The sequence below is a fragment of the Neobacillus niacini genome (genome assembly GCF_031456445.1).
Classification (GTDB): Bacteria; Bacillota; Bacilli; order Bacillales; family Cytobacillaceae; genus Neobacillus; species Neobacillus niacini_I.
Window position 1 is genome coordinate 60,782 of the sequence record NZ_JAVDUQ010000029.1, and the last position, 14,445, is coordinate 75,226.

General features: G+C 37.7%; 8 protein-coding genes and 1 pseudogene. 6 read left to right on the forward strand and 3 right to left on the reverse strand.

Features of this window, described 5'->3' with window-relative positions:
* The first annotated feature begins 297 nt into the window (after positions 1–297).
* The 5 genes from parE to J2Y67_RS20515 all read left to right on the forward strand — a co-directional run bounded on the left by parE (position 298) and on the right by J2Y67_RS20515 (position 9,011).
* A complete protein-coding gene (gene parE / locus J2Y67_RS20495) occupies positions 298–2,286 on the forward strand; it encodes a DNA topoisomerase IV subunit B (RefSeq protein WP_310177040.1) in 1,989 nt (662 codons plus the stop codon).
* Complete coding sequence (gene parC, locus J2Y67_RS20500) at positions 2,273–4,711, forward strand: DNA topoisomerase IV subunit A (RefSeq protein WP_310177042.1); 2,439 nt, start codon at positions 2,273–2,275, stop codon at positions 4,709–4,711. Before parE ends, parC begins: the two co-directional genes overlap by 14 nt.
* Positions 4,712–4,941: 230 nt before the next feature.
* The gene (locus tag J2Y67_RS20505; protein ID WP_310177044.1) at positions 4,942–5,394 is read left to right on the forward strand and encodes a MarR family winged helix-turn-helix transcriptional regulator; all 453 of its coding nucleotides are present in this window, start codon (positions 4,942–4,944) and stop codon (positions 5,392–5,394) included.
* An 18-nt stretch (positions 5,395–5,412) separates the two neighbouring features.
* Positions 5,413–7,140 carry an ABC transporter ATP-binding protein gene (locus J2Y67_RS20510; RefSeq protein WP_310177045.1) on the forward strand — a complete coding sequence of 576 codons (1,728 nt, stop codon included), beginning with the start codon at positions 5,413–5,415 and terminating at the stop codon, positions 7,138–7,140.
* A complete protein-coding gene (locus J2Y67_RS20515) occupies positions 7,137–9,011 on the forward strand; it encodes an ABC transporter ATP-binding protein (RefSeq protein ID WP_310177047.1) in 1,875 nt (624 codons plus the stop codon). The genes J2Y67_RS20510 and J2Y67_RS20515 overlap by 4 nt, the downstream gene beginning before the upstream one ends.
* Before the next feature lie 679 nt (positions 9,012–9,690).
* Here the strand turns inward: J2Y67_RS20515 and xerS are convergent.
* Together xerS and J2Y67_RS20525 are read right to left on the reverse strand one after the other, a co-directional pair.
* The gene (xerS, locus tag J2Y67_RS20520) at positions 9,691–10,770 is read right to left on the reverse strand and encodes a tyrosine recombinase XerS (RefSeq protein WP_310177048.1); all 1,080 of its coding nucleotides are present in this window, start codon (positions 10,768–10,770) and stop codon (positions 9,691–9,693) included.
* Between the two features lie 198 nt (positions 10,771–10,968).
* Complete coding sequence (locus J2Y67_RS20525; RefSeq protein ID WP_310177050.1) at positions 10,969–11,634, reverse strand: hypothetical protein; 666 nt, start codon at positions 11,632–11,634, stop codon at positions 10,969–10,971.
* A gap of 289 nt (positions 11,635–11,923) precedes the next feature.
* Here J2Y67_RS20525 and J2Y67_RS20530 point away from each other — a divergent pair.
* Positions 11,924–12,536: pseudogene (locus tag J2Y67_RS20530) on the forward strand (LysE family translocator).
* Positions 12,537–12,685: 149 nt separating this feature from the next.
* On the opposite strand, the gene J2Y67_RS20535 reads toward J2Y67_RS20530, so the two are convergent.
* Positions 12,686–13,855 carry a hypothetical protein gene (locus J2Y67_RS20535; RefSeq protein ID WP_310177052.1) on the reverse strand — a complete coding sequence of 390 codons (1,170 nt, stop codon included), beginning with the start codon at positions 13,853–13,855 and terminating at the stop codon, positions 12,686–12,688.
* Positions 13,856–14,445: the final 590 nt, after the last annotated feature.

Below are 14,445 nucleotides of genomic sequence, written 5' to 3' on the forward strand. Positions count from 1 at the left end.
TTACTTTAAAAACTGCTCATAAACAGCAGTTTTTTGTTTTTATTTTCCAATAAAAATGTCAAAGATGGATGTTAAAATAAAGTTCTTTCACAGAACGTATTTGCCAAATTGAAATAAATCGCTACAATTAAGCATAGACGCCACAAGAAATATGTTAAAATAAAGGTGGCAAACATTCGTTCTATTTTAAAATTTTTAAAGGATTTTTGATTCTTTTAAACGAATGATTCATTTACTAATTTAGATAAGCAAACAGAATGATGTTTTCTTTTTGTAAGGGATGAAAGGGGTATTTTAGTGGCAAGAACTCAGCAAGCTTTTGATTACAATGATGATGCCATACAAGTGCTGGAAGGTTTGGAGGCCGTCAGGAAACGTCCCGGTATGTATATCGGAAGTACAGATTCCCGTGGTCTGCACCATCTCGTTTATGAGATTGTCGACAATTCCGTCGATGAAGCACTTGGTGGCTTTGGTGACCAAATCATCGTTAAAATACACAAAGATAATTCCATCAGTGTAGTAGATAAAGGTCGCGGAATGCCTACAGGGATGCATAAAATGGGGAAGCCAACACCTGAGGTGATCTTAACCGTTCTTCATGCCGGGGGAAAATTCGGTCAAGGCGGTTATAAAACGAGCGGCGGGCTGCACGGAGTAGGGGCTTCCGTCGTAAACGCTTTGTCTGAATGGTTAACCGTAACGATCAAACGTGACGGTTTTGTTTATGAACAGCGTTTTGAACATGGGGGAAAGCCGGCTACCACACTTGAAAAAATCGGCAAAACTAACCAGACGGGAACAACCATTCATTTTAAGCCGGATCCAACCATCTTTTCGACTACCACTTATAATTTTGAAATATTATGTGAGAGGTTAAGAGAATCCGCCTTTCTTTTAAAAGGGTTAAAAATTGAAATTCATGATGAACGCCATGATGTTCACGAAGTATTTCATTACGAAAATGGAATTGAAGCGTTTGTTGAATATTTAAACGAGGAAAAGGATGTTTTGCATCCCGTCGTCAGCTTTGAAGGCGCCCAAAACGGGATTGAAGTCGAATTCGCCTTTCAATTTAACGATGGCTATTCAGAAAACGTCCTTTCATTTGTCAATAACGTTCGAACAAAAGATGGCGGTACCCATGAAGCAGGATCAAAGACGGCCATGACCCGGGTGTTCAACGATTATGCCCGCAAGGTTTCCCTTTTGAAAGAAAAGGATAAAAACCTTGATGGTGCCGATATTCGTGAGGGTCTTTCCGCGATAATCTCGGTCCGCATTCCAGAGGAACTCCTGCAGTTTGAAGGACAAACAAAAGGAAAATTGGGGACAAGTGAAGCAAGATCCGCAGTTGATAGTGTTGTCTCAGAACATCTTTCTTATTTTCTAGAAGAAAATCCTGATATTAGCTCATTACTAATTAAAAAATCAATTAAAGCCTATCAGGCCCGGGAAGCAGCAAGAAAAGCCCGAGAAGATGCAAGAAGCGGAAAAAAGCGCAAGCGCTCGGAAGCCGTGCTTTCCGGTAAACTTACTCCTGCACAATCACGCAATCCCCAAAAAAATGAGCTTTATTTGGTCGAGGGTGACTCTGCTGGCGGTTCCGCCAAACAAGGACGTGACCGCCGTTTCCAAGCAGTCCTTCCTTTACGCGGTAAAGTCATCAATACCGAAAAGGCAAAACTAGCCGATATTTTTAAAAATGAGGAAATCAATACCATCATCCATGCGGTTGGCGGCGGTGTAGGCGCTGATTTTAACGTAGAGGATATTAACTACGATAAAATCGTCATCATGACCGATGCCGATACGGACGGTGCGCATATTCAGGTACTGTTACTGACCTTCTTCTATCGTTATATGAAGCCACTTCTGGAGGCAGGTAAAGTGTTTATTGCCCTTCCTCCATTATATAAGGTGAGCAGAGGTACTGGAAAAAAAGAAGTAATTGAATACGCCTGGAATGAGGATGAACTGCAAACGGCCATGAAAAAAGTGGGCCGCGGCTATATCATCCAGCGCTATAAAGGTCTTGGTGAAATGAATGCAGACCAGCTATGGGAAACGACGATGGATCCGGAAACCCGCACCTTAATCCGCGTGAAAATCGATGATTTGGCAAGAGCAGAACGCCGTGTGACCACGCTTATGGGTGACAAGGTAGAACCGCGCCGGAAATGGATTGAAAGCAATGTCGCATTTACCTTAGATGAGCAAGACACGATACTAGAAAACGAAAACATCATGGTCGCTGAGGAGGAATCTGAAGATGAGCGCAACTGAAAAATTTCGTGACTTACCTTTAGAAGATGTACTTGGTGATCGTTTTGGTAGATATAGTAAGTACATTATTCAAGAACGTGCACTACCTGATGCCCGCGACGGCCTGAAGCCGGTACAGCGCCGAATCCTTTATGCCATGCATGTGGAAGGCAACACACATGAAAAAGGCTTCCGGAAATCAGCGAAAACTGTCGGTAATGTTATCGGTAACTATCACCCTCATGGTGATTCTTCTGTTTATGAAGCAATGGTGCGGATGAGTCAGGACTGGAAGGTTCGCAATGTCCTTGTCGAAATGCATGGAAATAACGGAAGCGTCGACGGTGACCCTCCAGCAGCGATGCGTTATACCGAAGCAAGATTGTCAGCTATTGCGGCTGAACTCCTGCGTGATATCGAAAAACACACCGTTGAGTTTATTCCAAACTTTGATGATACGTCAAAAGAACCAACGGTTTTGCCAGCTATGTTTCCAAACCTGCTCGTAAACGGGTCAACCGGTATTTCTGCAGGATATGCAACGGAAATACCACCTCACCATCTTGGAGAAGTCATCGATGGTGTCATGATGAAAATGGATCATCCGTATGCGACAGTTGATGATTTGATGACCATTATCAAAGGTCCTGATTTTCCAACCGGAGGGATTATTCAAGGGATTGATGGCATTAAAAAAGCCTATGAAACTGGTAAAGGGAAAATCATTGTCCGCAGTAAAGCCGAAATTGAGGAAATCCGCGGCGGCAAGCAGCAAATTGTCATTACGGAAATTCCGTATGAAGTCAATAAAGCAAATCTCGTGAAAAAAATTGACGAGTTCCGCTTGGACCGAAAAGTAGAAGGAATTTCCGAGGTCCGGGATGAAACAGACCGAACCGGTCTAAGAATGGTCATTGAATTAAAAAAGGATGCAGATGCAGAAGGCGTTTTAAACTACTTATATAAAAATAGTGATCTTCAAGTTACCTATAATTTTAATATGGTTGCGATTCATAATAAGCGGCCAAAACAAATGGGTCTTCGTGAGCTACTGGATGCCTATATTGAACACCAAAAAGAAGTGGTGACAAGACGGACCGAGTTCGAGCTCAATAAGGCAAAGGAACGTCAGCATATTGTTGAAGGGTTAATGAAGGCTTTATCGATTCTCGATGAAGTGATTGCCACTATCCGTGCATCGAAAGATAAACGGGATGCGAAGGATAACTTAATCGCAAAATTTGCGTTTACTGAACCACAATCAGAAGCCATCGTTTCTTTACAGCTTTATCGTTTGACGAACACCGATATTACAGCACTCCAAAACGAAGCTGAAGAGCTGGCGAAGAAAATCGAAGAGTGGACAGCCATTTTAGCAAGCGAGAAAAAGCTCCTTTCCGTCATCAAAAAAGAGTTAAAAGAAGTGAAAAAACGCTTTGCCGATGAGCGCCGATCAAAAATAGAGGCAGAAATTGAAGAGTTGAAAATTAATTTGGAGGTCATGGTCCCAAGTGAAGATGTCATTGTAACCGTAACGAAACAAGGCTATGTGAAACGGACAAGCCAGCGTTCCTATGCGGCTTCAAACGGGCAGGATCTAGCAATGAAGGATTCCGACCGTTTATTGGCACAGTTGGACATGAACACGAAAGATGTTTTACTCCTCTTCACCAATAAGGGAAATTACTTATTCTGTCCTGTTCATGAGCTTCCGGATATCCGTTGGAAGGACCTTGGACAGCATGTCGCCAATATTATTCCAATTGAGCGCGATGAAGAAATCATCAAAGCGATACCAGTAAAAGATTTTGAAGCAAACGCATATTTAGTCTTTATAACCAAAAATGGTATGGTGAAGAAAACTGAACTGAAAGCGTACAAAGCGCAGCGTTATTCCAAACCGCTGGTCGGCATCAATCTAAAAGAGGACGATCAAGTCATTGATGTCCATTTAACAAATGGTTCGCTGGATGTCTTCTTAATCACCTATCTTGGTTATTCTCTTTGGTTTTCCGAAGAAGAAATTAGTATTGTCGGGGCACGCGCTGCGGGTGTAAAAGGGATTAACCTAAAAGACGATGACTTTGTTGTTGGCGGAAAGGTGATCGCTCCAGATAGTAATAAATCTATCGTCATTTCGACACAGCGTGGGTCTGTTAAGAAGATGAAATTGAAGGAATTTGAAAAAGTAACGAGGGCGAAGCGAGGGCTTGTCATCCTTAGGGAGCTAAAATCAAATCCACACCGAGTCATTGGCTTTGTGATGACGCATGAACATGACAAGATTTATGTTCAAACAGAAAAAGGACACACAGAAAGTATTGTCGCAGAAAATATTCGTTCTAGTGACCGGTATTCAAATGGATCGTTTATCCTTGATGAAGGCGAAAATGGTAAAGTCAACTCTATTTGGAAGGTAGTTGCACCTGAAAACACTGGGGAATAATGTATATATTAAAAGAGACGGCTAAAGAATGTTTAGCCGTCTCTTTTTTTATTTACCAGTAATTTAAAGTTTTCCTTGCAATATTAGGTGACAAAAAAATATCATAAAACTTCATTGCATTCTAATTAAATTCTAATTTGACGCAAAAATCACGACAGAATATACTTAGGTTTACAAATAGATAAGTTACCTAACTATTAGTATCCTAAATGAATATGAGGTGAAAAAAAATGGCGGACATGGAAAGCGCCACTGCTCAAAAGCTTTTAAAAGCGTTTATGCAATTCAGAAGTACCGGGTGGCACGAACGGAAAATTGCTGGTTACAACCCAAGTGAATTTAAGGTCTTAGCGGCCATTTACCGTGAAGGACACAACAAAAAGGCGGATATGAAAGTTTCGGAAATTAGTCAGAAATTACACGTTACACCGCCAACCATCACACAAATCATTAATACACTTGAAAAGGATGGATTGGTAGAACGGAAGATTGATCCAGATGACAGACGAGCCGTTAAAATTAATCTTACATCAAATGGTGAAAGGGCTGTAATCGAGGCAAGGAGAGCCTTTTTTGAATCCTTTAGTGGGTTAATTGATCATTTAGGGGAGGAAGATATCGAAAAGTTAGCGGAATTACTTTCCAAAGTGATGGATTACTTTAATCATCATCTAAACCGTTAATGAAATGGAGTGAACAACTTGATCAAATTAAGTAAATTTTTAAAACCATTTGGACTATCTGTATTGGCAGTCCTCGTTTTAATCCTATTGCAATCATTATCCGAACTTTATTTGCCGACCTTAATGTCAGATATTGTGGATAAGGGTGTGGTCGCCGGGGATACCCATTATATTTGGAAAATAGGCGCATTCATGCTGCTTGTAGCAGCAGGTGGAATGGTTTGCTCCGTCACGGCAAGCTTTTTCTCAGCAAAAGTGGCCTCCGGTTTTGGAAAGTTACTTCGCAGAAAATTATTTGCACATGTAGGGGATTTTTCGCTTCATGAGTTTGATAAAATTGGCACTGCCTCACTGATTACCAGAACGACCAATGATATTACTCAGGTTCAACAAGTTTTAGTCATGATGCTCAGAATGATGGTAATGGCCCCAATGATGTGTATTGGCGGACTAATCATGGCATTATCTAAAGATGCAAAATTAACCTTAGTCCTAGCTGTTTCATTACCTATTTTAATACTTGCTATAGTGATTATCGCAAAGAGCGGAATTCCGCTTTTTAAAGCCATGCAGGTAAAATTAGATACGCTGAATCGCGTCCTTCGCGAAAATCTAACAGGAATTCGAGTCATTCGTTCTTTTAATAAGATAGAGCATGAAAAGAAACGCTTTGATACGGCAAACCTTGATTTAACGAATACGGCTATCAAAGTAAATAAAATCATGGCGGCTATGATGCCAATCATGATGGTGGTCCTTAATCTTACATCCGTTGCAATTGTATGGTTTGGAGGGATTCGCATTAGCAATGGTCATATGGAAGTCGGAGATATGATGGCCTTTATTCAATATGCAATGCAAATCATGTTTTCATTTATCATGCTGTCAATGATGTTTGTTATGGTCCCACGTGCATCTGTCTCCGCCGCTAGAATAAATGAAGTCCTCGAAACAGTCGCAGATATAAAGGATCCAACGGAAGCCGCGACAACCGATGGCAAAAAAGGACTTGTAGAATTCGAAAATGTTTCCTTTAGTTACCCTGGAGCTGAAATGCCGGCTATTACCAATATCTCTTTTTCAATGAGACCAGGTGAAGTGACTGCCATTATTGGTGGAACGGGGTCGGGAAAATCAACGCTTATTAACTTAATTCCCCGTTTTTACGATGTTGAAAGCGGAAGAGTCCTTGTTGACGGTGTAGATGTTCGCAAAATGAAACAAGAAGAGTTAAGAGAAAAAATTGGCTTTGTTCCGCAAATGGCTGTTCTTTTTACTGGAAGCATTGCTGAAAATATTCGTTTTGGTAAAGAAACGGCGACAGATGAAGAAGTACAGAACGCAGCAAAAATTGCCCAAGCGACAGAATTTATTTCAAACATGCCAGATGGATATAATTCAATGATCGCCCAGGGGGGAACAAATGTTTCCGGAGGGCAAAAACAGCGTTTATCTATCGCAAGAGCACTTGTTAGAAAACCAGAAATCTATATTTTCGATGATAGTTTCTCCGCTTTGGATTTTAAAACAGATGCCAAGCTTCGTGCTGCATTAAAAGCAGAAACCGTTGATTCGACTGTACTAATTGTTGCACAACGGGTAAGTACCATTATTGATGCTGACCAGATCATTGTTTTAGATGATGGGGAAATTGCCGGAATCGGAAAACACCGTGAACTTTTGGAAACAAATGAGATTTATCGTGAGATTGTAATGTCGCAGCTTTCTGAGGAGGAAATCGCATGAGCAAAGAGACCCAATCCCAAAAACATGGTGGACCGGTCGGTGGTGGATTCGGCTTTCGCGGCGGGATGATGCCTGTCCAAAAAGCAAAAGATTTTAAAGGAACTTTAAAAAGACTAATCAGCTACTTAAAACCACATAAAATCCAGCTCTTAGCTATGCTCATAACCGCTATCATTAGTACGATATTTTCAATTGTCAGTCCAAAGATTATGGGAAAAGCAACCACAAGACTTTTTGAAGGATTGATGATGAAGTTTAGAGGGGTTCCCGGAGCCAAAATTGATTTTGACTATATTGGAAATATAATCCTGCTTTTAATCGGATTATATATTTTGAGTGCGATTTTCGCCTATATCCAGCAATATATCATGGCCGGTGTCGCTCAAAAAACGGTATACCATCTACGTAAAGAGGTGGAGGAAAAACTCAATCGGCTACCATTAAAATACTTTGATGCCAGGACACACGGGGAAATTCTAAGCCGCGCCGTAAATGATGTCGATAATATAAGCACGACCTTACAGCAAAGCTTAACACAACTCATTACATCTGTTGTTACTATAATTGGTATCATCGTCATGATGCTTTCAATTAGTCCATTAATGACACTCATTGTTGCCGTGACCTTACCGGTCAGCTTTGCGGCTACTGCAGGTATAGCAAAAAAATCACAAAAGTTTTTTAAAGGACAGCAAAAAGCACTTGGAGAACTTAACGGGCATGTGGAAGAAATGTATACTGGTCACAAGGTCGTAAAAGTGTTTGGACGTGAGAAAAAATCAATTGAGAAATTCGATGAAATCAATGAAACCCTTTATCAAACAGGATGGAAGGCTCAATTCGTTTCCGGTATGATTATGCCGCTTATGTCCTTTGTTAGTAATATTGGCTATGTCTTTGTTTCTGTTGCCGGCGGTATATTGGTAACGAAAAAAGCGATTGAAATTGGGGATATTCAAGCGTTTATTCAATATGCAAGACAATTTTCTCAGCCGATTACGCAAACCGCTATGATCGCGAACGTGATTCAATCTACGATTGCCAGTGCGGAACGTGTTTTTGAAATCTTAGATGAAATCGAAGAGGTTCCAGAAGCGGTTGAAGCCAAAGTGATTCATTCACCAAATGGTAAAGTGGTCTTTGACCATGTAGCCTTTGGATATAATGAAAATGAGCCATTAATTGAGGATATGAATATTGAGGTTAAGCCAGGTCAGACTGTCGCCATTGTTGGTCCAACAGGTGCCGGTAAAACTACTTTAATTAACTTATTGATGAGGTTTTATGAGATCAATTCCGGTCGGATTTTAATTGATGGGGTTGATATTCGTGATTTAAAACGGGACCATTTAAGAAATTTGTTTGGCATGGTTCTACAGGATACATGGCTATTTAATAGCACGATTCGCGAAAATATTGCCTATGGGAAGGAGGGGGCAGCAGAATCGGAAATCATTACTGCATCTGAAGCAGCATACGCCGATCATTTTATCCGTACACTGCCAGAGGGCTATAATACCATTTTAAATGAAGAAGCTTCTAATATATCCCAAGGGCAAAAGCAATTATTAACGATTGCACGGGCGATTTTGGCAGATCCAGCGATTCTCATCCTTGATGAAGCGACGAGTTCCGTTGATACGCGTACTGAGGTACAGATTCAAAAGGCAATGAATCGTTTGATGAAAGGGAGGACCAGCTTTATTATTGCTCATCGACTTTCAACCATTCGTGATGCTGATCTGATTTTAGTTATGAACCATGGTAAACTGATTGAAAAAGGAAATCATACTGAACTGCTTGAAAAAGGCGGGTTTTATGCAGAACTTTATAATAGTCAGTTTGCCGGCGGGAATGCGGTGGCAGGGTGATAAATCTTCCAGAGCGCTTAGTTGATCTAGGCGCTTTGTTGTAACTTTAAGTTAGTATAAATTTGTTGATAAAATCATTTTTTGTGTCGATATAGTCTTAAAATGTGTTGATATATACTTAAAATGTGTTGATATCCTATAATTTTGTGTTGATAAATTCAAAAAGTGTGTCGATATCCTATAATTTTGTGTTGATATTTTATAGACAAGGCATAGATTTACCCAAAAAGGGCAAAGGAATGGAGCAAAAGGGGGAAGATAATGAAATTTCATTCAAAATAGGGGCGTTTTTAGGTCCAATTAGATAGAAGAGGGGGTTCTTAAAAATGTATCAGGACCAAACCAATCAAAACTTGAGATTCAGCAAATCAATTTGATAAAAAGAACCAGGAATCCATTATTAAGCCCAGATTATCCACAGATCGCCTGGAAATTACGTATGGAAAATGGGATTTATATTAATTTCACCAGTAACAATAAAATTTTTGCGAAATTATTAGCTAAATAATTAGTATAAAAATAAACGGTAAATTTATAAAATTTCTTCTTCGTCTCATTTTCTTAAGTATACTTAGCAATTGAGACAAGGCTTATTTTTTCAACATTTATTAACCGTAATTATATTATGTAAACTAAAAAATAAAAAAACTGTTACCAAATTAGTAACAGCCCCATAATCCTAATCCTTTGGCATATCCATCTTATCAACGGCACTTTTTAAATCCTCATTACGAATATGGGTATAGATCATGGTCGTTTGTATCGATGAATGACCCAATTGTCTGCGTAATTTCGGCACATCATTGATTTCTGAATGGTATCTTGTTGCAAACGAATGCCGTAATTTATGTACAGATAATGATGGTTTTCCAAATGCTGCAGCATATTTTTCAACCAGTTTTTCAACAGACCTGGCTGTCAGTCTTCTAGATTTGCCTTTAGGACCCATTGGTGCAGAGATAAATAAAGCCTTATTGGTTTTATCCACCTGATATTTTTCCGTCCTGACAGCGAGATATTCCTGCAAATCCGCCATCGCCACCTGGCTGAAAAAAACAAATTGTTCCTTATTACCTTTACGAATCACACGCGCACAATACTTGCTAAAATCAATATCATCAAGGTCCAAACCAACCAGCTCGGAAAGGCGGAGCCCGGAACCTAGAATTAATGAAATAATTGCGGTATCACGCTGCTGATTCATTTTATAAAAGTTGTAGATTTTCTTATTATCTTTGTTTAATTCACCAAAATTATGGGCAACAAACAGCCGAAATTGTTCATATTCATCGCCAAGCAAAATTTTGCCTTCCATTTTATTAGCGCGCGTTTCCATTGTTTCTTTGATCTCATTAAATTCGATTTTTGCCATTACATTTCGATTGATATAGGCTTGTAAATCGGGTGTTTCAGCAATGTTTTGAAGATAATTGAACAGTGATTTTAACGCCGATAACTTACGGTTAACCGTTAATTCTTTATTATTTAACTCATAATGAAGAAAATTTAAAAAACCTTCAACTTCCAATACTGTCAATCGCTCAAGCCGTTCTAACGGAATTTCCTTGATGCTGTCGGTCCAAAGCTGCTCACTAATTATCCAATTAAAGAAAATCTTATAGTCATGACAGTAATTGAACAAAGATGCAGTCGAAAGTTTCCTAAGTTTATGATTGATATATTCTTCAACATACCAAGGGAGCTCATTCAGCAAGGCCTGCAGTTTTTGAAAATTTTGTTGTTTTGCCGGATTTACCATAAAAACACCTCACTTCTATATTTTACCTTAAATACATTAGTTCGTCAAATTTATATTTTACGTAATAATGTAGTCTCAATAATATTTAGCTCAAAAATTCCTTCTCAGATGTTGACGAGCGACACAAAAGTCCTTAAAATTCTGGACTTTTGTGTCATTTTTTTATTATTAATTTAAGACAAATTTAGAAAAATTGCTTTAACTAAAGCTCCTTAGCACTTGCCTTCCCTCATACGCTTCTTTTTGGGTGTAAAATGGTCTAAGTTTTTTTCTTTTCCTGTTAAGCTTTAGGTTTGAATTTATACAAGGAGTGTTTTCAATTTTATGATTCATTTCAGTAAGTTCAGTTTTAGCTTCTTTGAAAAAATAGTATTCGTTACCATTTTTATGAATAATAAGCTTTGGCATATATTTTAGGCTATAAATGGATTTAATTGTTTCGTTCTTTTTTGAATTATCACTCCAATGCAGACCATATTCTAAACAACGGTAAAATTCTGCAATAATTAATTCTTTAATTAAATGGCCTGTAACCCATAAATATGTATTTCTCGAGTAAGAAAAACTATCGGGCAAAACAACTTGTTTTTGTTGCAACTCTTGCAGCCAATTCCTTATTTTATAAGAATAGACTGGATATCCGTATTCCTGGCATCTTTCTTTAAAAAATGGAGCTGTCCCCCAATTGTCAACATATTCGGGCCTTTTGAAGCCCTGAAGTCTTGCTCGCCAATAAATATAGGCAATTGCAAAAGGACAGTATTCGTCTTTATTTATTTTATTACTATATCTTGTTAATTCTTTAATACAACCAATATGTTTCTTTAAAATAGTTTTTCGAAGGTGACGTGCTATACTGTTCATTACTTTATCTGCTTGTTTATATGAATACTGAATGTCTCTTTCCTCAAAATATTCCTGATATTGTTTTTTTTGTACTTTAATAGTTGAACTTATTAGTTCTTTCTCTTACTAATCTTCGGTTTAAAAACTCATGGTTTGGACCTATTTTAATGCCACAGTTTTTTACATCTAAACAATTTAAAATAAAAGCAATGTCATATTTAAAATCAACATTCTCATAGTCCAATGCTAAAGAATATTCTTCAAATATTTGACTTTTTTGTAGTTTAGAAATCTCTGATGGTGTTAAATTGATCCATCTTTTTACATCTGGATCAATGGTCCCGATACTGCTATTGTTACAAAAAATACTAATTTCAGTTGGGAAATTTGGTGGTCTTAAATCAGCTTTAGGTACTTGTTGTGCCCTTTGTATCCATACTTCTGCTGCTGTATTAGGACTTTCAGCAATCATCATGAAATCAGCATTATTGTTTTCAGTCTTCAAATACGTGGGTGCTGTTTACTTACTTTATATGGGTGTTAAAGCATTATGGTCTTTGAAGAAAAAGGATGAAACAGCAGCAAGTGTTGAAGTGAACACAAAAAAACAGCTTAAAAGCACATCTTGTTTTAAACAAGGGTTCCTAACCAATATGCTAAACCCCAAACAAGCTGTCTTTTTCTTAACCTTTTTGCCTCAGTTCGTGGAATCTGGAAGTAATACATTTTTTCCGTTTCTAATATTGGGTATCACTTATATTGTATTGACTGCCGTGTGGTTTTTACTTTATGTCTCCTTAATTAACCGTATTAGTGCTTTTATGAAAAGACCTAAAACGAAAAAAATTATTGAAGGAATCACAGGTACTATACTGATAGTGTTTGGTATAAAACTAGCCCTAGAAAAAGTTCATAACTAGGTTATGTCTGTTTTTAAGACCCTTGATTGCAAGGGTCTTTTTTTGCCCGATAATTTATTTTCCTTGTTAAACTAAACTGACCGTTAGCTCAACAAAAAAATGACCGCCTCAGCGATCATCATCCTCACAAAAACCCCCGTTAGTTGACTCTAATTTAGTAGCTCGAATAGGTTTATTTTATTTCTTTCCCCATAGCTAAATCCTGGCATTTTAGCTGCTTTACGCAGTATCATTCCATTCATTTTATTATATATAAAAAAATCTTTATCCTTCAAATTTGCATAGAAGGTATACGCCATTTGTGTTTCTTCATCCCAACTGTTCCATAAACTTGGACTTAATACCATATTTTCAGAATACAACGGTAAAATAAGAGATATATAAAACTTCACTTTATCTATGGGTGAACTTTGTAATTGATTAAATAAGTCTAAGTAAATTTCTTTTTCGCTGTCTAAGCAACTTAATAAGATGTAAGAATGGCCTTTCTCTGGAATTGCAGTAATAGCAAGGCGATGGATAAACCCTTTAACCTTATTTTTAATTTTCTTTCCATTCAAATCATAGTCAGGAGCAATGTATGCATAATTTGCGAAATTAATTTGCTCTGGTATTTTAATAATACAGGTTGTTATACCAGTATGCTCTCCAGCAAGGATTTCTTTATCGAAATGTTCTTTTATAGAATCAAATTCTTTCATATTTAATTGTAAACTTCTGTACCAGGAAACCATATCAGACCTGCTAAATACTGTTGGATGCTTTGCAAATTGAGTTCTGAAAATATCCATTGACATCCAAACTTTATAATATTCAAAGATAAAAGCCTTATAAGCATATACAAATTTCATTATCTCACTTGTTTCATCAAAATCAGGTGCTCCCTTTTCAATTGCAGCAAAAGCAATATTATCATGTAAATCACAAAAGCAAGTTTCAGTTGTTGCAGCATTTGCACTTGTTCTACTCATTTCGATAATAAGTTCTTGTTTCCCATTGTTAAGTGGAACTATTAAAGGACTTCTTTTAGTGTCCATTAAGTATACATGTCTTTCATCGCCTGCTAATAAAGAAATAATTTTATTATTTTGCAAAGCATGAGCTCCCTTAATTCTCCCTTTACAATTTTGTTGATCTGGATGCATACAAAGCTTTTTCATTGATTTTCTCATCATTTCACCAATTAATACTTCAGGTGGTTTCTTAGTTTCTATGGGGGGATTAAAGTCTTTATTGTGGCAACAGTTTATAAAGACTTCACCACTTCCACAAGGACAACTTTCCTTTTTGCTAATCTTGATACGTTTTAATAAATTCAATTTATTGGCTCCTTATATATAGTAGTTTTCTTTTCTAATTTTGAGATCGGAGTAAGTGTCTAACTGCAACAATCGTGTCAAAATTCTTTTGCCCATTCGAAATTGCACCACCAATAGCAATTTCTTCCTTACATCCCCTCACTCGTTCAATATAAGCTTCAATGTGTACTGCCTAAATACATTCCCCTGTTTTCGTACGAATGGCAGCTCCAACATGATGTTTATCGTCTTAATAAAGCATTGTTGTTTTCTTTGTTGCTATTTCTACTAATTCAATATATTGTTTAGTTTTATTAAATCTCTTTATAATGACTCCTCTTAAATTAGTTGAATTTATGTATATATAGTTATCTTCATTTATTATACAGAGACAAAGAAAAAGATGGATAAAAATCAAAAATTTCCTACCCCTTTTTGAATTGTCTAATTCAACTAACCTGCCAGTTAGCACAAAAAGAAAAGCTACCAAATATGGCAGCTCGATCTTGAACTATTGTTGGCAATAGGTAAGCGTTTGATGTAATCTCCGGCTTTTCCCCTGCTCCGCACGGAACGTGATAGTTTCCCATCATTCCGCGTTCCATCTAACT

Excerpts from the sequence above, each read along its gene's own strand:
- parC (WP_310177042.1), top strand. The coding sequence starts at position 2,273 with ATGAGCGCAACTGAAAAATTTCGTGACTTACCTTTAGAAGATGTACTT.
- J2Y67_RS20505 (WP_310177044.1), top strand. The coding sequence starts at position 4,942 with ATGGCGGACATGGAAAGCGCCACTGCTCAAAAGCTTTTAAAAGCGTTT.
- J2Y67_RS20515 (WP_310177047.1), top strand. The coding sequence starts at position 7,137 with ATGAGCAAAGAGACCCAATCCCAAAAACATGGTGGACCGGTCGGTGGT.
- xerS (WP_310177048.1), bottom strand. The coding sequence starts at position 10,770 with ATGGTAAATCCGGCAAAACAACAAAATTTTCAAAAACTGCAGGCCTTG.
- J2Y67_RS20525 (WP_310177050.1), bottom strand. The coding sequence starts at position 11,634 with ATGAACAGTATAGCACGTCACCTTCGAAAAACTATTTTAAAGAAACAT.